Source organism: Labrenzia sp. 5N, assembly GCF_012395805.1.
Lineage (GTDB): Bacteria > Pseudomonadota > Alphaproteobacteria > Rhizobiales > Stappiaceae > Roseibium > Roseibium algicola.
Genome location: NZ_JAAZTM010000020.1, coordinates 1,301,826 through 1,323,692, shown reverse-complemented (window position 1 = coordinate 1,323,692; position 21,867 = coordinate 1,301,826). Strand labels below are relative to the sequence as shown.

Here is a 21,867-nt window from a genome sequence, read left to right as displayed (position 1 = left end):
AACCGGCAATGAGTGAAAAGGACAAATCCGGGAAGAAGCTTGCGGTCGCACTGCAGTATGAGAACGAGGGCGCTCCCGTTGTCACCGCCAAAGGCGCGGGCTCCATGGCTGAACAGATCGAACGTCTTGCGCGGGAAGCTGGCGTGCCGATTGAACAGAACCCGATGATGGCTGAGGCCCTGTCGCAGATTGAGGTCGACCAGGAAATTCCGATCGAGCTTTATCAGGCGGTCGCCGTGCTGATCGGCTTCATCATGCGGACTGGCCAGGCCAAGCACCCGCCGCAGGAATGATGGCGCAAGGCTGAGTCTTGTCGCGCTGACAAAGCAATTGCCACTGTGACCTTCCGTAGCACGCATGTTGGTCGTGTTTCCTGGCTCTGGAAATGATCAGGCCGGGGGGGCATTCCGCTCGTCCGTGGCGACACGGATGCTTGTTGCAACGCTTCGCAATGCGCGATTGCCAGGCAAGCAGACAGGAAAGGCGCGTCCTGCTGTGCGAAAGCTGACGCTTCAGGCAAGGAAAACCTTGCAGCCAGGACAATTCCCGACTAGGTCATCAAACGGCTACAAATTCGCGCCGCAGCATGTCTTTCCAGCTGGTTGACCAGACGCGAAATCAAAACGAACAGGATTTTTGACGACTATGACGATTGTCGACGTACGCACACCCGATCCGAAGAAATTCATCAAGGGCGCGACGGGCGATTGGGAAATCGTGATCGGTATGGAAGTCCATGCCCAGGTCACGTCCGAAGCCAAGCTCTTTTCCGGCGCCTCAACGGAATTCGGCAAGGACCCCAACGATAACGTCAGCCTCGTGGACGCGGCCATGCCGGGCATGCTGCCGGTGATCAACGAGGAATGCGTGCGTCAGGCGATCCGCACCGGCCTCGGTCTCAAGGCCGAGATCAATCTGAAGTCCGTGTTCGACCGCAAGAACTATTTCTATCCGGATTTGCCGCAAGGCTACCAGATCTCCCAGTTCAAGCAGCCGATTGTCGGAGAAGGCAAGATCCTTCTCGACATGCCGGACGAACAGGTCGAGATCGGTGTGGAGCGCCTGCACCTTGAGCAGGACGCCGGCAAGTCTCTGCACGACCAGCATCCGACCATGTCATTCGTTGACTTGAACCGTTCCGGCGTGGCGCTGATGGAAATCGTCTCCAAGCCGGATCTCCGGTCTTCCGACGAGGCAAAAGCCTATCTGACCAAGCTGCGCACCATCCTGCGCTATCTCGGCACCTGCGACGGCAACATGGACCAGGGGTCCATGCGCGCCGATGTCAACGTTTCCGTCCGCCGTCCTGGCGGTGAATTCGGCACGCGCTGCGAGATCAAGAACGTCAACTCGATCCGCTTTGTCGGCCAGGCCATTGAATATGAAGCACGTCGCCAGGTTGCGCTCTTGGAAGATGGCGGCTCGGTCGATCAGGAAACCCGCCTGTTCGACGCCGTGAAGGGCGAAACACGGTCCATGCGGTCCAAAGAAGAAGCGCATGACTACCGCTATTTCCCGGATCCCGACCTGCTGCCGCTGGAGTTCACGCAGGCGTTCGTCGACGAACTGGCGCAGCACCTGCCGGAACTGCCGGACGACAAGAAGAACCGCTTCATGGGCGATTATGGCCTCACCGCCTATGACGCCGAGATCCTGATTGCCGAAAAAGCTTCTGCCGATTTCTTCGAGGAAGTCGCCAAGGGCCGCGACGCCAAACTGGCTGCCAACTGGGTGATCAACGAGCTCTTCGGCCGCCTGAACAAGGAAGGCAAGGACCTTTCGACCAGCCCGGTTTCCGCGGCGCAGCTCGGCGGTATCGTCGATCTGATCAAGGACGGTGTCATCTCCGGCAAGATCGCCAAGGACCTGTTCGAGATCGTATGGACCGAAGGTGGCGACCCGGCGAAGATCGTCGAAGAACGTGGCATGAAGCAGGTGACCGACCTTGGTGCGATTGAAGCCATCGTCGACGAAATCATTGCCGCTAACCCGGACAAGGTTCAGCAGGCAATCGCCAAGCCGGGTCTTCTCGGCTGGTTCGTCGGCCAGGTGATGAAACAGTCCCAGGGCAAGGCCAACCCGCAGGCCGTCAGCGACATGCTGAAGCAGAAGATCGGTCTGGAGTAAGACCATGAGCGGTGAGGGGACAGCGCCGAAAGTTGAGCTGCCCATCACCGGTTCCTGCCATTGCGGGGCGGTGTCTTACGAAATGAAGACACCGCCTCGACACGCCGTTGAATGCAACTGCTCCATCTGCCGCCGGCTGGGCACCATCTGGGGGCATGGCGAAGCTGGCGATATCGAGATCAAGGCGGCACCCGGAGCAACGCTCAGCTACGTCTGGGGCGACAAGGGACTGGCTTTCCACAGCTGCAACACTTGCGGCTGCACCACCCACTGGCAAAGCTTGTCGGCTGAGTTTCCCGATCGGTTGGCAGTCAACCTCCGGCTAGCGCCTCCTGGAACCATCGAAGCCATCGGGCTGCGTCACTTCGATGGCGCGGATACCTGGACCTTTCTGGACTGAGGGAACATTGCGTGCTCTGATCGGGCCGAAGCGCTGTTGCGCACGTAATGCCATCCACACCTGGGAGGGGCAATGAACGAGCATCTTGCGAGCCTTTTTCTGGCTCTCGGCATCTTCTCTCTTGGTTTCATCAGCATTGGACCAAACATCCTCGCCATCATCGGGACGTCGATGGAACGCGGTCGCAAGTCCGGCACCCAGCTCGCGTTGGGTGTAGGCGCAGGCTCCGGTCTATGGGCAACCTTCACGGTTGCCGGACTGACTGCCCTGATTGCCGCTTATGCCCAGGCCGTTACCGTTCTGAAGATTTTCGGGGCGGCCTACCTGTTGTGGTTGGCATTCAAGGCATTCCGTGCGGCTTCAAGGCCGGCCAACGCAAAGCATGTGACCGGTGCAAGGGGACGCAATCTGTTCCTGCAGGGGCTCGCTATACAGATGACCAACCCGAAGGCAGCACTGCATTGGATCGCGATTGTCGGGATAGGCCTGGGTGCCGACACGCCGCTATGGGTCGGTCTGCTGCTGATTGGCCTGAGTACGGCAATTTCCATCATCGGGCACGTCGCCTATGCAGTGACGTTTTCAACCGCACCCGTCATCCGCTTCTATCGGCGTAGTCAGCGCTGGATAAGCGCAACGCTGGGCGTCTTCTTCTCCTTCGCAGCCTACAAACTGGCTACATTCCGGCCTTGAGCGGAAAGACGTTGCTGCCGGCTGCCTGTTTCAAGCTTACAGGCCAATGTCCACTGAAGCTCAGTGGACATAACTGTTCAGTTGCCAACAGGTTCTCGGTGACGTTCTGTTGGTTCGCTTGGTTCAGATCCGGTCTGCGGCCTCCGGGGCAGGTGAGTGAAACCGCTTGGGCAGTGCTGCGAGCAAAATGACCGTTGCGATACACGGTATTGCAAACAGAGCTGCTGTTGCGCTCATTGAGGCTACGCCACCCGTTTCAAGCATCCATCCGCCCACGAAGGTACCAAGTGCAATGCCGACATTGGCGGCTGCAATGTTCATGGATGCCGCGAAACTCTTGTGATCAGGCCCTGCCGTCATCACGCGCACCTGCGACAGCACGAAGCCGGCAGCGTGGGCCATGCCCCAGGCAATCAGGACGACTGTCAAAAGCAGGATGGGAGCAGTCGCCAGAAGGCCGAAGGCCATGGCTCCGCCTGAAACAAGCAATGGAACGACAATGGCTCCGGCCAACGCATGGTCGGCTGTCCTTCCTCCGACCCAGTTCCCCGCGAGGCCGGCTGCACCGAAAACCAGCAGCGCGATGGACATCTGATCTCCTCCAAGCCCGGCGTTGGCCAACAGGCTGGTGAGATACGAATAGCCAGCGAACATTGCCGAGAAAACGCAGACAGACAGAAAAAGCTGACAGAGAAACGATGGACGGCGAAGCAGGGAAAGTGCGCTGGCTGTCTTTGCCTGGAAAGGTGGCAAATGAAGCCTCAGATTGGCGAACAGCAGGACCACTGACAACAAACCAAGACCTGCGACAGGGGTTTGCCAGCCAAACCGTTCTGCAAAGAATGTTCCGCAAGACGGCGCCAGGACGACACCGAGCGTAACGCCGATATAAACTTTCGCGACGCCTTTGCCGGCGCCATACACCTGGGAGAGATGAGAGCTTGCGAAACTGATATAGACCGGCAATGCCGCTCCCTGAGCGACCCGGAGAGCGGCGGCAAGCTCGAAATTCGGCAATACGATCAATATCAGGTTGGCGGAGTTGGGCAGCATCATCCAGGCGAGCACCTTCGCCGGAGAGGTATCAGACAGATACGCGGAAAGGAACGGCGCGGCGAGGGCGGAGCCAATGGCAAACCACGTCACCAGCCAGCCGGATTGCGAGGGTCTCATGTTCAGCTGCGCCGACATTGCAGGCGCAAGGCCGATGACGACGAACTCCGTCGCCACCAGCACCAGTGCCGACAGCCCGATTGTCAGGGTTGTGGCTTTGGAAGAACCTCTTGTCATCAAGCGTTGGCACCATTGTCGATCAACCAGTCCGCTCCTGTAACAGACTGTGCAGCGTCCGAGGCGAGAAAAGCGACAACATTGGCAATTTCTTCAGGCTGTGCATAGGCTTGCCGCGCCATGAGGGCGCGTTGCCCGTCGGCAAACGGACCGTCGGCAGGGTTCATGTCCGTATCTGTGGAGCCCGGATGCACGGCATTTACCGTTATCCGCCGGGAGCCGAGATCACGCGCAAGCGCATGGGTCAATCCGGTGACGCCTGCCTTGGTTGCGCTATAGGCCACCAGTCCGGCCATGGGCACCTGAGCGGCAAGATTACTGCCGATCGAGATGATCCTGCCTCCGTCCGGCATGTGCGTGACCGCGGCTTTTGATGCAACGAACACTGCACGAAGATTGACCGCCAGGGATGTGTCGAAGTCCTCCAGGGACAGTTGGTCGACCGGGCCAACGAGAAAGACGCCGGCGTTGTTCACCAGAATATCGATCTTTCCGAAGGTGGATGCAGCCTTGTTGATCGCGTCCTGCAACTCATTGGCCTTGCTGTTGTCGGCGCGAATGGCCAGTGCCTTGCGGCCCGTCTTTTCGATCGCCGCAACCGTCCCTGCGGCCGCGTCCTCGTTTGACGCATAACTGATCGCTACATCAGCTCCATCTTCGGCGAGCTTGCGGGCGATTGCTGCGCCGATGCCCCGGCTTCCCCCAGTCACAAAGGCTGTTTTTCCAATCAATGTCATCGTCGATTCCTATTTTGTAGTGATTGATACAAAATTAGATGGACTGCTTGTGTTCAAGGGTCAAGTGATTTATTTATCGATCGATACAGAAAGGGTTTGAATGGCAACGAGAGGCCGTCCAAGAAAATTTGACCGGGAAGAGGCTCTTGAACGGGCGATGCGTGTTTTCTGGTCCAAGACCTACGAGGGAACATCGCTAAGCGATCTGACATCGGCCATGGGGATTAACACGCCCAGCCTTTACGCTGCCTTCGGCAGCAAGCAGGAGCTTTTCCGCGAAGCTCTGGCTCACTACGTCGAGAACTATCACAACGGTATCTGGACCGGTTTGGACGAGGCCCCCTCAATTTTCGATGCGGTCCGGACCTTCCTGACACGCTCTGCAGAAGCCTATTGCATGGCCGGACAACCACCTGGCTGCATGGTCGTACTGGGAGCTCAACACAGTTGCACCGAGGACCAGTCCGTTCCGGCAGGCTTGAGTGAGATGCGGAAGAACAATCTTCTCCAACTGCAGGCACGCATCGAGCAGGCAAAGGAGGAAGGTGAACTTCCCGGTGACTTCGATACCGCAGCCGCGGCAACGATGCTCTTCTCGATGCAAACGGGAATGTCGGTTCTGGCCCGTGATGGCGTGTGCGAGGACGCCTTGCTTGCTGCAGCCGACCAATGTGTCGAGGCCTTCAGGGCAATGGCAAACCGGCCCCGATAACAGCGGTTTAGCAAGCCTGTCGCATCCGTCGAGGCAGTGTCCATCAGGCAAGCGGTCCAGATTAATCGTCCAGGCATCTCCCGCGGCCTTGAAGTCGTGATAGCTGCACGATGCACACCACGAACCCGGCGCTTGATCAGTTGTTCCAGGCAGTTCGGTATCTGCGTGACCACCAGTCATGCCTGGTTGTCAGGTCGGACTGCCTTGTAAATTTGCCCAATATCGAGGCAAGTGCCTCCGTTGTTCGCGCATCACTTAAGTTCAGCTGCAGGTTCATGGCGAACGCCTGCAATTCTTTCCTTTGGCACAAGCCTTGCTCTTCCAACTCTGGTTTGAACCATTGGAAGTTTTTGATGAAGCACGGCCTTGTTTCTCTGGTTGGTATCAATGTCCAACCTTAGATTTTTCGAGATCTACCGGAATCCGGAATATTTATGGCTGCTCGCCAAGGGTGCATTGATCAGCGCTGCGCTGACAATCGGCGGCGGCATCCTGGGGTTTCTCCTCGCCGTGCTGCTGGCGGCAGTTCGCCACTACAGGGTGCCGGTTCTCGCCCAACTGGCGGCAGCCTATGTCGAATTCATCCGCAACACGCCATTGATCGTGCAGATGTTTTTCGTGGCCTTCGGTTTGCCGCTGCTTCTTGGGTACCAATGGCCCTTCTGGGCCCATGCGCTGCTGGCGCTCTCCATCAATTTTTCCGCCTATTTTGCGGAGATCCTGCGCGCGGGCCTGGCGTCCCTCGGCGCGGGGCAAACGGAAGCCGCCGATGCACTCGGTCTGCCGCGCTGGCTCAGCTTCGTGAAAGTGTGCCTGCCGCAGGCGGTTGCCGCCATGTATCCTTCGCTCAACAGCCAGTTCATCTTCCTGTTCCTGACAACCGGCATCATTTCGGAAATCGGCGTGACGGACCTGACATGGGCAGGTCTCTTCATCGACAGCCGGAATTTTCGCTCGTTCGAGATCTTCTTCACCCTGACGGTGATCTACCTGTTGATGTCACTGGGTTTCAAAACCCTTCTGGCGCTGCTGCATGACCGGTTGTTCAAATGGAAGGTGGTTCGATGAAAGACGCCTTCGTCGCCATCCTTGGCAAACCATTCGGCATCGTCCTGTTCCAGCTTCTGGAAGCCACCCAATACACGATCTATCTGTCTCTGATCGCTTTCATCGGTGGGGGCTTGATCGGCGCATGCGTAACCGCTTCGCGTGTCTCACCCGTCAAGATATTGCGGAAGATCTTTACCGTCTACACTTGGCTGTTCCAGTCAGTGCCCTTGCTGATGCTGCTGTTTCTACTCGGGCTGGGTATTCCGCATCTTTTCGAAATCCAGATTGACCCGTGGCGAGCGGCCGGCATTGCCCTGACGCTTTATACAAGCGCCTACCTGGCCGAAGTCTGGCGCGGGGCACTGACGGCCATACCGGCAGGCCAGCATGAAGGCGGCAAGGCGCTGGGCATGACCTTCGCCCAGATCATGTTCCTGATCATTCTGCCACAGGCGTTTCGCCTGGCCATTGCGCCCACGGTCGGCTTCATGGTGCAGATCATCAAGGGCACGTCGCTTGCCTATATCATCGGCTTTCATGACCTGATGACGGTCGGCAAGCGCTGGGCGAATGCGCCCGTGCCGGGCACCCAACCCTTCGTCATCTATCCGCTGATGGCGATGATCTATTTTTCTCTTTGTTTTCCGTTGTCTGTGTGGTCGCGGCGCCTTGAAAAGCGACTCGGGTCCACATCGTCCAAGGGCGGGGCTGCCGCCGCCGCCTGACAAATCGCGCTTCAAGAACAACCGAAGGAGGGTAGCGTAATGTTGAAAAAAATTTTGGGGCTGACAGGTTTGGCAGTGTCTGCCGCATTGATGATTGCTAGTCCTGCATCTGCAGAGCTGAAGGACATTCTGGAAGCCGGCAAGATCAAGATTGCTACACCGGAGAATTTTCCGCCTTTTGGCTCGCTGGGCAGTGAAGGCGAATACGAAGGCTACGATATCGACGTCGCAAAGATGATCGCGGAAGACCTTGGCGTGGAGCTGGAGCTGGTGCCCGTCACGTCCAAGCAGCGCATTCCGTTTCTGGAAACCGACAAGGCCGATCTCGTGATTGCAACACTCGGCGCCAATCCGGAACGCGCAAAGTCGATCTGGTTCTCTCACGCCTATGCTCCGTTCTTTTCCGGAGCCTTTGCCAAGCCTGACGTGGCCGTGTCCACCATCGCGGATTTTTCCGGCAAGAAAATAGCAGTGACCAGCGGCACGCTTGAAGATCTGGCAATCACGGCGGATGCACCGGAAGATGCGGAGATCATCAGGTTTGGCGACAACGCCGCCACCATTGCGGCTTATGTTTCCGGCCAGGCCGACGTTATCGTGACCGGCAACATGGTGGCTTTGGGCATTTCCAATGACAACCCGGACTTCAATCTGGAAAACAAGTTCATCATCGCCAATTCGCCGTCTTTCATCGGTGTGAAGACGGGCAACATCGACCTTCTGCAATGGGTCAACGTTTTCGTTCTGCACAAGAAGCTGAACGGCAAGCTGGGCGAGCTGTCAGAGAAGTGGCTGAAGACGCCGCTGCCGCCTTTGCCTGCACTTTAAGACCTGCCGGCTGAACGCTTGAAGCGCGCGGCGTCGAGCCGCGCGTTTTTGTTTTCGCAAGGGAAAATGCGAGGTTACAGTCTTCCGAAAATCTAGTATCCCCCTGCCATGATGTTTCGTAGTTCGACCGCCGGTACAGGGCCGGCTCCGTTTTATGCCACGCCCCTCGGGGTCTGGGGCGTCGTCGCCCTTTGGGGGCTCGCGCATATCCTGCTGAGGGCGTTGAACACGCCCGTCCTTGGTACGGACGATATGTTCGAGAACGTTCTGGTGCAGACACTGGAGCCCGGTTACATGCTGCGTCAGCCGCCGCTTTACGAGTGGCTGCTCTGGTCTGCGCAGCAATTGTTCGGTCCTACAATCTGGGCAGCGCTTTTCGTCAAATACACCCTGATCTCGGTTGCCGCGCTGTTTCTGTTTCTGATCGCACGCAAGGCCATTCACGACACGCGCCTTGCAGCCCTGTGTGTCTTTTCCTATTCGCTCTTCTACCAGTTCGGCTGGAACCTTCACGAAGGCGTCACCCACACGGTGGTGTTGACTGCAGCCTGCGCCATGAGCGGCTTCTTCTTCCTGAAAGCGCTGGAGACACAGCGGCTCGGCTACTACGTGCTGTTTGGCATGGCGGCCGGTGCCGGACTGCTGGGCAAGCATTCCTACCCGATATTTGTACTTGCCCTGATCCTGGCGGCGGCCAGCGACCCGGCATGGCGCACCCGGCTGCGCCTTTCGGGCCTGTTGCTGGTGCCTTTCGCGGCGGCACTGATCTACAGCCCCTATGCCTATTGGATCTTCAGCGAAGGGCTGAAGCTGCTGGCATCGGTTTCCGACACCATGGGTGTCAGTGCTGAAACATCGCATCTGATGCGCGCAGGCGAGGGGCTGGGGAAACTTGGCTTCGGACTTGTCGGTTTCTCGGTTCCGCTGGTCCCGCTGCTGCTCCTGCTGTTCTGGCCGCGCTATCTTGGCCGCAAAAAGCCCGAAACACCTGCCGTGAGTGACGCAGCGCGCCTGTGCGGGCGCACGGTTCTCCTGATGATCCTGCTGACGGCGCTGATGATTGCGATCACCGGTGCGACCTACGTCAAGGAACGGCACATGCACCCGCTGCTTCTGCTGCTGCCGGTGTGGCTGTTCGCCGACCTGGAACGCTTCGGATTTGAAAAGCAATGGCGCTGGCTGACGGCCGTTGTTCTGGCGGTTGTCGCGGTTGCCTTTCTCGCCCGGGTACCAGGGTTGGTCGCGCCGGACAAGACATGGTGCGGTGGCAAGTGCCGGCACATGAAGCCTTACGCGGACTTGAAGGCACCGCTGGCTGACCTGGGAGCAGCCGACGCCACACTGATTGCCGATGATGGCTATACCGGCGGCAATCTGAGGGTCTTGTTTCCCGATGCCAGGCTGGTGACCAAGGCCATTCCGGCCAGAACGCCACCGCGACAAAGCTGCTTTTTCATCTGGGAAGAGGGGGACAAGGAGCCGGACACGTCTGCAATGGAGCGCTTCAGTCAGGTCGCCTTCTGGGATGCCGGCGAGGCGCTTGAGGCAACGTATCTCACCGGCGCTTGGCCGCATTTGTGGAAGCCGCCCGGCTGGCGGACAAGCTGGTGGGGCGTAGCGAAGCTCCCGCCCGAGAGCCCAATCTGCCGCTGACCGTAATCTTTCCTGACCAAAGGCGCGAACCGAAGATGCCGGACACAATTGCCTCGACCGTTTCCATCGAAAAAGCCCGCCCGGAGCACCTTCGCGAGATCGTCGCCATCATCAATGCGGGGGCGACCAGTGTCCGCAAGGACAGGGAATTTGCCGACTGGCAGGACTACCGCCCGGCATTTGACGCACTTGTCACCGCACCCGAGTGCGATATCTACGTCGCGCTTGCCGAAAGCGGAGAAGTGGTCGGCACCTTCCAGATCCATTTCATGAAGGGGCTCGCCTTCCAGGGGCGGCCGAGGGTTGAACTGGAAAGCGTTCACGTGCGCGCAGACCAGCGCGGCACCGGTGTCGGGCGGCTGATGATGGCAAGGGCTGAAGACCTGGCACGGCAAGGCAACGCCTGCATGGTGCAGCTGACGTCGAACAAGGAACGCGAAGGCTCACATCACTTTTACAAGCGGCTTGGCTACGACCAGAGCCATCACGGCTACAAGAAGATGTTCGTCTGAGCCATCATTGATCAGTCGGTGCCTGGCGCGCTGTGCCTTGATGGAACCGTAACAGCCAGGCTCCGTCTCGTCTGCTCCAGATCGAACTGCGGTTTGCTGTTTCAACGTTACCAAGCTCACGCCTGACTTCACTGACGTAGGTCACGAGAACCGAATTCGTGTCGATCACGGTGAACTTGAGGCCGGGCAGGGGCAGGCGTACGTCGATAGGCCGTGCGGCACGCGCGGGCAGGATCAGGTCTTCACGCGGATAGATACGGCCGGATCGGCCGAACTCAAAAAAGTCATCCGAAAAAATCCGGTCCATCAGGACCGGATCGTACCGCGTTTCCGCTCGCCACAGGCTTTCCTCCAGTCTGGTGGGCGTTTCGATATCGTCGGGCGTGAGGCTCGTGTCAGACATGGATCCGGGCTGAGTTGGTGAACCAGCGATGTCAGTCGACCCGTCGCCAGGTTTCCTTTTCGCAGACATTGAAAACGACGCGGACGCAGCCCTGTACTTCCAGGGCGGAGGCGTTCTTCGGGCGCAAGGTGGCATCCGCGCTGAAGCCGCGACGCGGATCATAGACCCGGCCTTTCCAGCCATCTTTCTGTGGTGCCATGCGCCAGAGCACGGTCAGGCCGAGCACCTTCCGTTTGCGCTTGCTTTCGTCCTTGTTTTTGAGATCCGGCGTGTTTTCCATGGAATAGCCTTTGGGGGCCGGAAACCGGACAATCTTGCCGCAGGGCACCTTGCCGCATTTTTGAATCTGGATGACGGCACCTGCCGGTGTCAGCCATTTGCCGTTGATGTCCGGGGCTGCAATGGCTTGGCCCCCTGTGCCTGCAAGCAGGAGAGCGAACAGACCGGCTTTCGATAACAGTCTGGAAGTCGGAAACGCAGAAACAAAGAAAGAAACAGGAACCACGATTATCCCCCGTCGCAATGCTGGTGACGACTGCGCCACAATCTCTGACCGGCAATTGCGACGGAGGAAAGGCCAAATCGACAGGATCTGGCGATTTCGGACTTTGTTCAGCCGTTTATTGTTCCCGTTTCCAGGTTTCGCCCTTGCAGATGAGGCCGCCCATCACGCAGCCCTCCAGTTTCAACGCGTTGGCGGACGTCAGCTCGATGAAGCCGGTATAGGTCTTGCCGTCCTCGGCGTTATAGACCTTGCCCTTCCACTGGTTTTCCTTGTCGGTGGGTTTCATGGCCTGAACGATCTGTACTCCCAGCAGCGGGCGGTCCCGCTTGGCTGCGTCCGGGTTCCTGGTGTCGTTTCGCGGCTCCCGCAGCCATATCAGCTTGCCGCACAAGGAGCTGCCGCAGGAGCTTATCCGGATCTTGGATGCCCCGTTCGGGCGGACCCAGTCTCCCTTGGCATCGCCTGCGAAAGACATTGTTGCGGATGTGGTGATGATGGCGCCCGCAAGAAGTGCGGACGACAGAATGGTTTTCAGCATAAGTTCCTCCCAAAGCGGAATGCCTTCCGTTTACGGAAAGGGAATGTATAGCCCGGGAAACGTGCTGAAAAGCCGTCACCCAACGTCAGGTCGTCCGAAAATCCTCCTGAACGCCGAAGGGAGGCAAAGTCTGGTTTTCTGAAGGGAAGGGAACGAAATAAAGTCGGACAAAGAATTGTGGAAACGAATCCATGGTGAACAGAAGGTTGATGGGCCTTGTCAAATTTTCGGAGAATGTGACTGATTAAAAAGGGAAAATCGCAACCATATACTTACCGCAATATGAATTTCAGACTTATTTAAAATTTTGTTCGCATTACGTTAAACCTGTCTTTTAACGCCCCTTTTAACTGCTGCTGATGAAGTAGACCTCAAGAAACAACGGGGAAAGCTTCACGAAAGCTTGTGTTTCTTAGATCGGTCCTTGCCAAGCCATTGTGTTCTGCAAAGTGACCGGTTGGCAGTAGGGAACCGGAACGGTGGATCCAGAAGGATCGGAGCTGTTCCGCAGAAGTCAGACAGACGAAAGGGGAGCGTTATGGCTCGTTTTGAAATGCACTCGGCCGATATGGCCATCATGGGCGAAAAGCCGGTTACCGCGGACATCCTGTTCCAGATGGGTCTGGATAGCGCTTGCGGCCGTCACGGCATGACCGATCTCATCACAGCGCACAAGTGGTTCAACATTGCCGCTCTCAAAGGCAACAAGGACGCAGCACGCTACCGCAAGGAAATTTCCGGTGAAATGTCCACTTCCGAAATCGCCGAAGCTCAGCGGTCGGCTCGTGAATGGCTTTCGATGCATTGAACCGGATGAAGGCTGCCGGCCGAACGGCACCTGAACCGGTATCCACAACCTGACGCGGCAGCACAGTTTTCTGCCGCGTCCAGTTTCCGGCCCCTTGCCGGGACCGCTCCAGTCAATGGATCGGCGCCAGACCGTACTCATCCCAGATCGAGCGGTCGATTGGTGCACCAAGGGCATATTCGAACCCGCTGACGATCTTGCCGCTGGCGTCCAGCCGGCATCGATAGGCGATCTCGTACCAGACCCGGTTGCTTCTGAGGGCTCCGGCGGGCACAACAATCATATCTTCCTTCTGAAATGAATTGCGGAAAGCATGTGGCGCAAGCCGTGTCGGCTTGAATCCCGGCCGCGCATGGCGAACCTGCTCCATTGCCTCCAGCGCGCAAATCTGTTCGCGTCCGTCTTCACTGGTCAAGGTTGGCAGAAACTCGCGTGCCTGTGCGGAACGTGGGTCGTTCAGGACATCATTGGCAAAATAGGCATTTGCAGTAACCCATTCCTGCTCGGGCCTGGTCCTCGAAGAAGATGGGTCCGTGGGTGCGGGCGAGGTGGCATCCGAAGAAGGCGCCAGTTCCGAAGACGCGTTCGAACCTGACAACGGATCAGCAGTGGGTTGCGGGGAGACTGCCGCAGTTTGCGACTGGCTCTCGTTGATTTCTTCCAGCGCGGTTTCCGGCAGACTTGGCGGCAGGTATTCGGGAATGATCTCGACAGAGACGGGCTCGGGCGGCTCTGGCAGGATCGTCCGCCAAAGGGCGGCATCGCTCAATAACGCATAGAGCGCAAGGTGCAGCCAGAGCGCACAGATCCACGGAAACCTTTCCGCGACAAACCGTGTCAGATGCGTCGGAGGGGCGAGCTCGGCTATGGCATTTCTCCGATACCCGGCCAAGTTGAAGAATGTCCATCGCACCAGAGGACTGCGGCTGAATTATGAAGGGGAAGACGGGAACTGGATCTGTTCCCGCGGACGGCGGCAGGCCAGTCAATCATCATGCGAGAAGGGTTTGAGACTTTCTGGTAGCGCGATGAACTACCTCTGGAAAAACGTTCCCTAACCCAACAGCCTGGCAGAAGCCCGAGGCAGAAGCCTGGTCAGTTTCTTGCGGGTGCGAATTTTCCGTTTCGACATCTTTCCGCGCATTATGTCCAGTGGCGAAACAGCTTTGGTTCGTCTGAGAGCCGCAGTCCACTCGTCTGTCCATGCATTGAACTGCTCCGGGTAGCGATCGTCACGCATCGGGACAATTTCGAACGTCGTTCTTGCAGACCGGTTGCACGAGCAGGTGCGCCGCAAATTTTCCCTGAGGGCGTGATTGTCAAAACAGGTCGCGGGTATTGCAAGGAGACTGACCAGAGAAAACGTTTTGTCTGGATGCAGACGCGCCATCATCTCCTCAAAAAGAGTTGTTTCGCTTTTCAGATGCGAAACTTCTGCATGAAAGTCGTTTATCGAATTTTCTTCCGCCACTGCCGCGTTGCGATAGTAAATGAAGGTCGTTTTTTTACCGGTGTCTTTGATGAGTTTCCTGAATCTGTCAATCCGAACCTTGTAGTCCGCCAATACGTCACTGTTGTCGTGTGGATTGGAGTGCAGATGCGCGATTTTCGGGTAGTTCTTGAAAATGAGGAACTTCTCAACCGGATTTATTTGATGCGAGGCGTAAGTATAGTCGTGCTTGCTGGTTAGGCCCTTGAAGTCTGTCGCGATGATTTTCGAGACGTAGTCCAGGCCCGCATCAAGGTTCCAGAGCCAGTCGAAGGGGTATTGCTCATGCCTCAGGCCCAGCTTCTTGAGGTTTGTCGCAGCGTCACATCCGCCACCCAGCGAAACAAAAACGTTTTTCAAGTATCACCCAAAGCCAAATTCATTGATGAAAGAGGGTCGTTTTGCCGGTGGCGCGCCAAAAGTCAACTCTAAGATGTGACGGTGGCCGGGTAGGGAAGAAAAAAGCGAAACCTGGCGAGCGAATTGCCAACCCGACTTGCGACGGGTGGAAAGAGGCGGTTCATTTTCAAACGAACGAAGCGTCTGGTTCCGCGATTTGTGAAGACGATGCCGGATTTCAGCGCTCGATGCCTGTCTTCACCTTCCAGAAGTTGCGAGGCCAAGCGCGGTGGAAAAAGTGACAAGGCGTAAAAAACGCCTTGAACTGTGAGGCTTTTATTCGTACACGGGCGTTACCGGAGAGGTGGCCGAGTGGTCGAAGGCGCTCCCCTGCTAAGGGAGTAGACGGGCAACCGTCTCGAGGGTTCGAATCCCTTCCTCTCCGCCACTTTCCTTCTTCCCACCTTCATAGTCCTATTTCGCTGCGCTGCAGGTAATCCAGTCTGTGTGCTGGTGTGACGCAAACATTGTTTTGCGAGAGTGTGTTGTTGCGAGCGGAAACACAGCTGCAGCAACTTTGTGACCTTCCGGGCGAATGCTGCCGGCAACGCAATTGATTCACGCCATTGCCCGAAATTTGAAGCCACCGGTTAGCGACGCGAAAGTGCGTTGCTCTGTCTGTTCCTGCGGTTAGCCGCGAGTTTACCAATGCGAAAATGCGGCTAATTTGTGAACAGTTTTCTTTTGATGTTGTCCTGAGGTTTCCGTAGTGTGAATTTGAGTTGGGGGATCGGTGTAAGCGATGGCCTGAGAACATGTTTTGTGTGGATCTGGAATGTCGCGTTTATCGGAATTTTTTCGACCGTTTTTGAAGCCTCTTTTCGGAATACTCATCCTTTCCGGCGCCGGCAGTGTTGATCGCGCAGCCGCTTTTTCAGACGAATTTCGGCAGTATCACCAGCAGCTTATCCAATCTGGCGATGTACGGGCGCTGGTCGATTTCGTATCCCAACTCGAAAACGGCAGGAGCGCCGGCGATCGCCTGATCCTGGCGCAAGCCGAACAGAATGATGACTTGCTGACGCCTGCCGAAGACGCGGTTTCGGATGAGGCGATTCTGACGGACAGCAGCGACGACCTGCTGCCTTCCGATGACGGAAGCGATGATCTGCTGACCGCAGAGGAACCCGGTGCCGCCTCTGTTTCCGATGGTGACGATCTGCTGGCAGGTGATGATCCCAAGGCTGATGGAGATGATCTTCTGGCTGGCGATGACTTGCTTGCCGGGGATGATTTGCTTGAAGGTGATGACCTGCTTGCGGGCGACGGGGCCGATGTTTCCGGCGACGACCTTCTGGCCGGAGACGACGATCTTCTCTCCGATGATGACCTTCTGACAGTTGGCGATGATGACGACCTGCTGAGCGGCGGCGGAACCGGGCTGACCGAAACCGTTGAAGGCAAGAAAAAAGAAGAAACGATCCGGCGAACAGCCAATGCGGAGCATGAAAAGCTCTTCCTGGAAAGCAAATATCCTTCTGCAAACACCTGTGCGACCTGCCACCCTGGTCAGTATGAGCAATGGTCCGTGTCTCAGCATGCCTATGCGCAGCTGAGCCCGATCTACATGGCGATGCAGACCACCATCAACATGAAGACCAGCGCGACCAATGGCGACTTCTGCATTCGCTGTCACAACCCGGTCGGCATGAACATTGGCGAGTCGCTCTATGTCTCAAACCTGAAGCGCAATCCGACCTCACGGGAAGGCATCACCTGCGTTGCCTGCCACCGCGTCAGCCGGAACTACGGCAAGATCAGTGGCCGGTTCGCGCTGGAAGAGGGGGATGTATTCTCGCCGGTCTATGGCCCGAAGGGCGGCGAGGAGCTGAAGCGCGTTCTGAACACGCCCGAGGAATACCGGGTTTCCCAAAGCAAGGATGATCCGGGACGCAGCATCCATACCGAGGCGAAGCCTTTCTTCGCGCTCACCAAGCCAGGCTTTTGCGGCACCTGTCATGATGTGACGCTGTTCAACGGCTTCAAGCTGGAAGAGGCTTTTGCCGAATACAAGCGCTCACCGGCCGCCAAGCGGGGCGAGACCTGCCAAGACTGCCATATGGGCAAGGTTCAGGGCGTTGCCTCCGGCTATGACTACGGCCCCGCCGCAATCGTTGGTGATGTCCCGACCCGTAACCGCAAACTGACCAACCACATGTTTGCAGGCCCTGATTACTCGATCATTCATCCGGGCATTTTCCCGCACAACGTCGAGGCGGCGGAGTTCAAGACGCTGGCTGAATGGCTGCAGTTCAATGTCGGCGCCGGTTGGGGAACGGACAAGTTCGAGGACAACGTCAAGGACGGCTACAAGTTTCCCGAAGCCTGGTCGTCCATCGATGATCGTTATGATGGCCGCGAGATCCTGGATACCCAGTTCGAGCGGCTGGAAAAGGCGCGTCAGGCACGGCTTCAGGTGCTGCGCAACGGCTTCAAGCTGAGCGACATCACCATTGTCGACAACACCAGCCGGGCTCTCAAGTTCTCCGTCGATGTCAGCAGCGGCACGGACGGACACGGTGTGCCGACCGGGTTTGACGCCGAACGGCTGATATTCCTTCAGGTGACGGTCAAGGACAGCAACGGCAACACAGTTTATGTGTCCGGTGACCGGGACCCCAATGGCGACGTTCGCGATGCCCACTCGCTTTACGTTCACAATGGCGAGCTGAAGCTCGACAAGGACCTGTTCAGCCTGCAATCCAAGTTCGTGGTCCGGCTGCTGCGTGGCGGTGAACGCGAACAGGTGCTGGCGGTGAACACTTCAACAGACGTTCTGCCGCTCGTTCGGCCGGAACGCCGGGCAACCACCATCTACGGACGACCGCGCGGGGCCAGAAAGCACAAGCAGAACCTGGAACCGGGAGCGAGCCGCACCGCGACCTATGCCGTTCCCGCCGAAAACCTGAAGCCGGGTGAACGCTATTTCATCTCGGTGAAGCTGATTTCGCAGATGGTGCCGGTCAACCTGATCGCGGCCATTCAGGGAGCGGGCTTCGACTACGGCATGAGCCCGGCCGGTATCGCGCGCAAGGTGGTGCAGGGCAGCTCCGTGCTGTGGACACGCAAGGCGAGTGTCGTGCTCAAATGAGGTATCAGGCAAGCAGAACTCGGGGACGGCGGTTCAGAGCGTGGGCAATCACGACGGTGGCTTCGGCTGCGCTTCTTCTGCAGGCCGGCGGGCAGGTATGGGCAGCGGGCAGTGCCTTGAGCGACGACCCCATTCCCATGGTCACGGAAGCGGAAGTCCGCAAGCATCAGGAAGAAAACAGCGGGCCTGCCCCCCTGATTGCCGGTGACCACCATTCAAGCGAATTGAGCACCGATGCAGTTCCGATCATAGCGGAAGATGAGGAGCCCGAACCGACGCCACCGATCTTCCAGCGCGGCGAGAAATTCCTCGCCAGCGGAAATCTTGCGCCCGGTATCGAATTGCCGACAGGGGCAATCTGGCAACCGGCGCTTTGGGTGTTCGGCGACGCGCGCACCGCAATTGGCCACTATGCCAACGGCGTTGAAGATCCGCGCCAGTTCTGGGCGAGCCGTATCGACATCTTTGCAAATCTGAAACTGACACCTACCGAGCGGATCCTCATCGGGTTTTCGCCCTTGACGGAAAAACGCCGGAACACGGGCATTCTCTATACGGATGAAGGCGGCGTTGAATATGTCAACGGGCTCAATCCCTATGTGACGACACTGTTCTTCGAGGGGGAGTTCGGCGAGATTTTCCCGAACCTCGATCCGGACGACAACCGCAATTTCGATTTCGGATTTTCCATCGGCCGTCAGCCCCTGTTCTTTCAGGAAGGCATGATGATCAACGACAGTGTCGACGCGCTCGGCATCACGCGCGACACGATCGTCATTCCCGGCCTGACGCCGGATCTGAGGGCAACCGGTGTTTTCGGCTGGAACAATATCCGCCGCGGCGACAATGAACTCGACGATAGTGCCTTCCTTCTCGGCTTGTTCACCGAGGCCGATTTCCGCAAGAGCACGGCCAATCTGGATCTTGCCTATGTCATCAGCGATGAGGACGAGGGGGGAGACGGCTTCTATTTCGGGGCGTCCGCCGTACAGCGGTTCGGGCTTTACAATACGGCGTTCCGGATCAACACCTCGACTGCGATCGAAAAGCGAGGCCCGGCCGTCGACAACGGCGTGCTGATGTTTTCGGAAGTTTCGCGCACCGTGACGGCGTCCGAAAACGTCGTCTATGCCAATGCCTTCTGGGCTATCGGCAACTACACCTCCGCTGCCCGCGACAGCCTCACGGGTGGTCCTCTGGGTCAGGTTGGCATCCTGTTTGCCGCTCCGGCTGTTGGTCTGGGCGGGTCTGCACTTTCCAACCGGGCAGACAGCGTCTTCGGTGGATCTATCGGCCACCAGATGTTCTTCAACGAGGACAAGACACAGCTTGTTATGGAACTCGGTGGTCGCAAGGATACCGACGGCAGCGACGCCGGTGTGGTCGCATTCGGCGGCCAACTCTTGCATGCCCTCAACAACAGGAGCAGCATTCAGGTCGACGGGTTTGTTTCCGCCGGACAGGACCGGAAGGCGGGAACGGGACTGCGAATGGAACTGAGAACGAGGTTCTGATGAGAAACATCGGCTCATTTCTGGTCGGAAAGGCGGCCTGCCTATGATCCTGGCACTGCAAATCGGCGGTGGTACGATTGTTGCGCTCGCCCTGTTTCAGCTCTGCCTCGGGGTTTATTCATCTGTGGCGGCCGTCTTTCGCGAAAGACGTCTGGACGCCAGGCACCTGCAGCATTTCAACGATCTGGCACAGGCTGCCCTGCGCAATGCGGAAGTCGACAGGCTCAAGTCCGGAACGACCTGGGCCGGCAAACGCAAGTTCCGGATTGTCGAAAAGCGTGTCGAAAACAAATGCGGCGATATCTGCTCGTTCTATCTTCAGCCGCATGACGGAGGCGAGCTTCCACCGTTTCTGCCGGGCCAGTTCCTGACGTTCGAACTGCCGATTTCAGATCAGCCTGCACCTGTTATCCGGTGCTATTCCCTGTCCGACAGTCCCTCCCGTCTGGACCGGTACCGGGTCACGATCAAGAAACTGCCACCGCCGCCGGATGCCGGTGAAACCGTACCCGGCGGGCTATCCTCGACCTATTTCCATGCCAACCTCAAGGAAGGCGATGTCGTCGATGTGCAAGCGCCCAGGGGCGGTTTCGTATTGGACCTGCAATCGGAACGGCCGGTAGTCCTGATTGGTGGTGGTGTCGGCCTGACGCCAGTGCTGTCCATGCTGAAAGCGCTTGACGATGCCGGTAGCCACCGCGAAGTGCATTTCTTCCACGCGGCGCGTAGCGGCGATGACATTGTGTTGTGCGACGAAATCCGGGAGATCGCCGAGCGGCGGAACAACGTCCATTATCGCGTGCTCTACAGCGCACCGACCGATGCTTGCGTTGAGGGACGGGATTACGATTGCCCGGGCTTCCTGACAGTTGATGTCCTGAAGCGGTATCTGACATCTTCCAACTACGAGTTCTATGTTTGCGGCCCTCCGCAGATGATGTCTTCGTTGACGGAGCAGCTGCGCGATTGGGGCGTACCGGACAGCGATATCCACTTCGAGGCATTCGGGCCTGCGTCCGTCAAAACCGTCAAGTCGCCGGCAAGTTCACGGGACGCGGCTGAAAGCGTGCAGGTGGAATTTTCGCGCTCCGGCAAGAAGGTTTCCTGGCACGAGCAGGACGGAACGCTGCTGGATCTGGCCGAACGCAACGGCATCCGGGTCGCTTCCGGCTGCCGGGCGGGCAACTGCGGAACCTGCGCAACAGCGCTCAAGGAAGGCGACGTGACCTATGTCACGCGGCCCGCCAGCAGCCCGGCGCAAGGGTCCGTGCTCATGTGTATCGCTTGCCCGGGAGGCAATGTCATTCTGGACGCCTGACGACGCGAGAGGGTGCCCATCATTTTTGGATCAAAGGATTGAGGGATTGGATATGGCTGGATTACTGAAGGGCTTGCGCCAGGCGGCGTCCTGCCTCGCCGTGTGCGCTGTCGGATATCTCGTGCTGGCCGGAATTGCCCCGGCTCAGGCCGACCCGAGCATGATTGTCGGACCGAACGAATGTGCGGAATGCCACAAGAAGGAAACCTCGATCTGGCAGAACACGCATCACTTCAGCACCTTCAGGGATCTGCCCAAGAGCGAGGATGCCGAAAAGATCGCCGCCAACATGGGCGTGAAGCGACTTAAGGCGGAAAGCCTCTGCACCAACTGTCACTTCACCATGCAGACGGTGGACGGCAAGGAAAAGGCGATTGCCGGCAATTCCTGCGAGTCCTGCCATGGTCCTGCCAAGGAATGGTACAAGGTGCATTCGGATTTCAGCGGCAAGAAGGAAGGTCAGGAAACCGAGGCGGAAATTGCCGCACGCTGGGAAAAGGCCGAGGCAGCCGGCATGATCCGCCCCAAGATGACCTACGCACTGGCGAAAAACTGTTTCAGCTGTCACCTGGTGCCGAACGAGGAATTGGTGAATGTCGGCGGTCACACGCCCGGCAGTGCGTTTGAACTGGTTAGCTGGAGCCAGGGCGAGGTGCGTCACAACACCTGGTACAACAAGGGCAAGTCCAACCCGGAAGCGTCCATCGAACGCAAGCGGATGCTGTTCCTCGTCGGGCGTATCGTCGAGCTGGAAACGGCACTGATCGGTGTCAGCAAGGCGACCGAGAAGAAGGACTACGCCGTGAAGATGGCCAAGCGGGCAAGCAATGCCACGAAGGTCATAGCAAGTCTTGCCAAGCTGTTGCCCGAAGCGCCCGAACTGGGTGAGATCCAGGAAATCGCAAGCGGTGCCAAGCTCAAGCTGAACAACCAGGATGAGCTGACCGATGCCGCGGCAAAGATCTCCGTGCTCGGCCTCAAGTTTGCCGACACCTACGACGGGACGACGTTCGCCGCGGTCGACAAGTACATTCCGGGAGCCGACAAGTTCAAGGGACCCGTGACGCAGTAGGGA

Annotated in this window: 22 protein-coding genes and 1 tRNA gene; 16 read left to right on the top strand and 7 right to left on the bottom strand. The window is 57.9% G+C overall.

All coding sequences use genetic code 11. From position 1 onward, the window contains the following. Positions 1-8: 8 nt before the first annotated feature. The 4 genes from HEP89_RS26500 to HEP89_RS26485 all read left to right on the top strand — a co-directional run bounded on the left by HEP89_RS26500 (position 9) and on the right by HEP89_RS26485 (position 3,220). A complete protein-coding gene (locus HEP89_RS26500) occupies positions 9-293 on the top strand; it encodes an EscU/YscU/HrcU family type III secretion system export apparatus switch protein (RefSeq protein WP_022997768.1) in 285 nt (94 codons plus the stop codon). 352 nt (positions 294-645) lie between these two features. Then, positions 646-2,127, top strand: a complete 1,482-nt coding sequence (gatB, locus tag HEP89_RS26495) for an Asp-tRNA(Asn)/Glu-tRNA(Gln) amidotransferase subunit GatB (protein ID WP_022997767.1) — start codon at positions 646-648, stop codon at positions 2,125-2,127. Positions 2,128-2,131: 4 nt separating this feature from the next. Then, entirely contained in the window at positions 2,132-2,527 is a 396-nt protein-coding gene (locus HEP89_RS26490) for a GFA family protein (protein ID WP_168693434.1), read from the top strand. Between the two features lie 72 nt (positions 2,528-2,599). After that, positions 2,600-3,220, top strand: a complete 621-nt coding sequence (locus tag HEP89_RS26485; RefSeq protein WP_168693433.1) for a LysE family translocator — start codon at positions 2,600-2,602, stop codon at positions 3,218-3,220. Between the two features lie 123 nt (positions 3,221-3,343). On the opposite strand, the gene HEP89_RS26480 is transcribed toward HEP89_RS26485, so the two are convergent. Next, on the bottom strand, positions 3,344-4,510 hold the full coding sequence (locus tag HEP89_RS26480) for an MFS transporter (protein WP_168693432.1): 1,167 nt from the start codon (positions 4,508-4,510) through the stop codon (positions 3,344-3,346). Further along, positions 4,510-5,247 (bottom strand): 3-oxoacyl-ACP reductase family protein, encoded by a 738-nt coding sequence (locus HEP89_RS26475; protein WP_168693431.1) that lies wholly within the window; start codon positions 5,245-5,247, stop codon positions 4,510-4,512. Before HEP89_RS26475 ends, HEP89_RS26480 begins: the two co-directional genes overlap by 1 nt. A gap of 100 nt (positions 5,248-5,347) precedes the next feature. Between HEP89_RS26475 and HEP89_RS26470 the strand changes: the two genes are divergently transcribed. The 6 genes from HEP89_RS26470 to HEP89_RS26445 all read left to right on the top strand — a co-directional run bounded on the left by HEP89_RS26470 (position 5,348) and on the right by HEP89_RS26445 (position 10,727). Further along, positions 5,348-5,959, top strand: a complete 612-nt coding sequence (locus tag HEP89_RS26470) for a TetR/AcrR family transcriptional regulator (protein WP_082809785.1) — start codon at positions 5,348-5,350, stop codon at positions 5,957-5,959. 387 nt (positions 5,960-6,346) lie between these two features. Beyond that, on the top strand, positions 6,347-7,027 hold the full coding sequence (locus tag HEP89_RS26465; RefSeq protein WP_062489369.1) for an amino acid ABC transporter permease: 681 nt from the start codon (positions 6,347-6,349) through the stop codon (positions 7,025-7,027). Continuing rightward, positions 7,024-7,734 carry an amino acid ABC transporter permease gene (locus tag HEP89_RS26460; protein WP_168693430.1) on the top strand — a complete coding sequence of 237 codons (711 nt, stop codon included), beginning with the start codon at positions 7,024-7,026 and terminating at the stop codon, positions 7,732-7,734. Before HEP89_RS26465 ends, HEP89_RS26460 begins: the two co-directional genes overlap by 4 nt. Before the next feature lie 39 nt (positions 7,735-7,773). Beyond that, a complete protein-coding gene (locus HEP89_RS26455; RefSeq protein ID WP_022997759.1) occupies positions 7,774-8,562 on the top strand; it encodes a transporter substrate-binding domain-containing protein in 789 nt (262 codons plus the stop codon). 108 nt (positions 8,563-8,670) lie between these two features. Next, positions 8,671-10,215 carry a glycosyltransferase family 39 protein gene (locus tag HEP89_RS26450; RefSeq protein WP_168693429.1) on the top strand — a complete coding sequence of 515 codons (1,545 nt, stop codon included), beginning with the start codon at positions 8,671-8,673 and terminating at the stop codon, positions 10,213-10,215. A gap of 35 nt (positions 10,216-10,250) precedes the next feature. Beyond that, positions 10,251-10,727 (top strand): GNAT family N-acetyltransferase, encoded by a 477-nt coding sequence (locus HEP89_RS26445; protein ID WP_168693428.1) that lies wholly within the window; start codon positions 10,251-10,253, stop codon positions 10,725-10,727. 4 nt (positions 10,728-10,731) lie between these two features. Here HEP89_RS26445 and HEP89_RS26440 read toward each other — a convergent pair whose 3' ends face one another. The 3 genes from HEP89_RS26440 to HEP89_RS26430 all read right to left on the bottom strand — a co-directional run bounded on the left by HEP89_RS26440 (position 10,732) and on the right by HEP89_RS26430 (position 12,173). Then, on the bottom strand, positions 10,732-11,130 hold the full coding sequence (locus tag HEP89_RS26440) for a DUF4440 domain-containing protein (RefSeq protein ID WP_168693427.1): 399 nt from the start codon (positions 11,128-11,130) through the stop codon (positions 10,732-10,734). 31 nt (positions 11,131-11,161) lie between these two features. Beyond that, a complete protein-coding gene (locus HEP89_RS26435; protein WP_022997755.1) occupies positions 11,162-11,635 on the bottom strand; it encodes a DUF2147 domain-containing protein in 474 nt (157 codons plus the stop codon). A gap of 115 nt (positions 11,636-11,750) precedes the next feature. Beyond that, positions 11,751-12,173, bottom strand: a complete 423-nt coding sequence (locus HEP89_RS26430) for a DUF2147 domain-containing protein (protein WP_022997754.1) — start codon at positions 12,171-12,173, stop codon at positions 11,751-11,753. Positions 12,174-12,711: 538 nt separating this feature from the next. Between HEP89_RS26430 and HEP89_RS26425 the strand changes: the two genes are divergently transcribed. Beyond that, positions 12,712-12,981: a hypothetical protein gene (locus tag HEP89_RS26425; protein ID WP_022997753.1), complete on the top strand. Its 270-nt coding sequence runs from the start codon at positions 12,712-12,714 to the stop codon at positions 12,979-12,981. Between the two features lie 112 nt (positions 12,982-13,093). Here HEP89_RS26425 and HEP89_RS26420 read toward each other — a convergent pair whose 3' ends face one another. Both HEP89_RS26420 and HEP89_RS26415 read right to left on the bottom strand, forming a co-directional pair. Then, complete coding sequence (locus HEP89_RS26420) at positions 13,094-13,873, bottom strand: DUF930 domain-containing protein (protein WP_168693426.1); 780 nt, start codon at positions 13,871-13,873, stop codon at positions 13,094-13,096. Between the two features lie 162 nt (positions 13,874-14,035). Next, positions 14,036-14,830 (bottom strand): DUF1796 family putative cysteine peptidase, encoded by a 795-nt coding sequence (locus HEP89_RS26415; protein ID WP_168693425.1) that lies wholly within the window; start codon positions 14,828-14,830, stop codon positions 14,036-14,038. A 337-nt stretch (positions 14,831-15,167) separates the two neighbouring features. Here HEP89_RS26415 and HEP89_RS26410 point away from each other — a divergent pair. The 5 genes from HEP89_RS26410 to HEP89_RS26390 all read left to right on the top strand — a co-directional run bounded on the left by HEP89_RS26410 (position 15,168) and on the right by HEP89_RS26390 (position 21,864). Then, positions 15,168-15,257 (top strand) — tRNA-Ser (locus HEP89_RS26410). A gap of 420 nt (positions 15,258-15,677) precedes the next feature. Then, complete coding sequence (locus HEP89_RS26405) at positions 15,678-17,960, top strand: multiheme c-type cytochrome (RefSeq protein ID WP_168693424.1); 2,283 nt, start codon at positions 15,678-15,680, stop codon at positions 17,958-17,960. Positions 17,961-18,076: 116 nt separating this feature from the next. Continuing rightward, positions 18,077-19,474 carry a hypothetical protein gene (locus tag HEP89_RS26400; protein WP_145903751.1) on the top strand — a complete coding sequence of 466 codons (1,398 nt, stop codon included), beginning with the start codon at positions 18,077-18,079 and terminating at the stop codon, positions 19,472-19,474. Positions 19,475-19,517: 43 nt separating this feature from the next. After that, positions 19,518-20,792, top strand: a complete 1,275-nt coding sequence (locus HEP89_RS26395) for a 2Fe-2S iron-sulfur cluster-binding protein (RefSeq protein ID WP_168693423.1) — start codon at positions 19,518-19,520, stop codon at positions 20,790-20,792. A gap of 52 nt (positions 20,793-20,844) precedes the next feature. Continuing rightward, positions 20,845-21,864, top strand: a complete 1,020-nt coding sequence (locus tag HEP89_RS26390; RefSeq protein ID WP_168693422.1) for a cytochrome c family protein — start codon at positions 20,845-20,847, stop codon at positions 21,862-21,864. The last annotated feature ends 3 nt before the right edge of the window (positions 21,865-21,867 follow it).

Coding starts and splice junctions, on each gene's coding strand:
- HEP89_RS26500 (WP_022997768.1), top strand. CDS start 9: ATGAGTGAAAAGGACAAATCCGGGAAGAAGCTTGCGGTCGCACTGCAG.
- HEP89_RS26395 (WP_168693423.1), top strand. CDS start 19,518: ATGATCCTGGCACTGCAAATCGGCGGTGGTACGATTGTTGCGCTCGCC.
- HEP89_RS26450 (WP_168693429.1), top strand. CDS start 8,671: ATGATGTTTCGTAGTTCGACCGCCGGTACAGGGCCGGCTCCGTTTTAT.
- HEP89_RS26465 (WP_062489369.1), top strand. CDS start 6,347: ATGTCCAACCTTAGATTTTTCGAGATCTACCGGAATCCGGAATATTTA.
- HEP89_RS26430 (WP_022997754.1), bottom strand. CDS start 12,173: ATGCTGAAAACCATTCTGTCGTCCGCACTTCTTGCGGGCGCCATCATC.
- HEP89_RS26480 (WP_168693432.1), bottom strand. CDS start 4,510: ATGACAAGAGGTTCTTCCAAAGCCACAACCCTGACAATCGGGCTGTCG.
- gatB (WP_022997767.1), top strand. CDS start 646: ATGACGATTGTCGACGTACGCACACCCGATCCGAAGAAATTCATCAAG.
- HEP89_RS26425 (WP_022997753.1), top strand. CDS start 12,712: ATGGCTCGTTTTGAAATGCACTCGGCCGATATGGCCATCATGGGCGAA.
- HEP89_RS26445 (WP_168693428.1), top strand. CDS start 10,251: ATGCCGGACACAATTGCCTCGACCGTTTCCATCGAAAAAGCCCGCCCG.
- HEP89_RS26485 (WP_168693433.1), top strand. CDS start 2,600: ATGAACGAGCATCTTGCGAGCCTTTTTCTGGCTCTCGGCATCTTCTCT.
- HEP89_RS26455 (WP_022997759.1), top strand. CDS start 7,774: ATGTTGAAAAAAATTTTGGGGCTGACAGGTTTGGCAGTGTCTGCCGCA.
- HEP89_RS26490 (WP_168693434.1), top strand. CDS start 2,132: ATGAGCGGTGAGGGGACAGCGCCGAAAGTTGAGCTGCCCATCACCGGT.
- HEP89_RS26475 (WP_168693431.1), bottom strand. CDS start 5,247: ATGACATTGATTGGAAAAACAGCCTTTGTGACTGGGGGAAGCCGGGGC.
- HEP89_RS26460 (WP_168693430.1), top strand. CDS start 7,024: ATGAAAGACGCCTTCGTCGCCATCCTTGGCAAACCATTCGGCATCGTC.
- HEP89_RS26390 (WP_168693422.1), top strand. CDS start 20,845: ATGGCTGGATTACTGAAGGGCTTGCGCCAGGCGGCGTCCTGCCTCGCC.
- HEP89_RS26440 (WP_168693427.1), bottom strand. CDS start 11,130: ATGTCTGACACGAGCCTCACGCCCGACGATATCGAAACGCCCACCAGA.
- HEP89_RS26470 (WP_082809785.1), top strand. CDS start 5,348: ATGGCAACGAGAGGCCGTCCAAGAAAATTTGACCGGGAAGAGGCTCTT.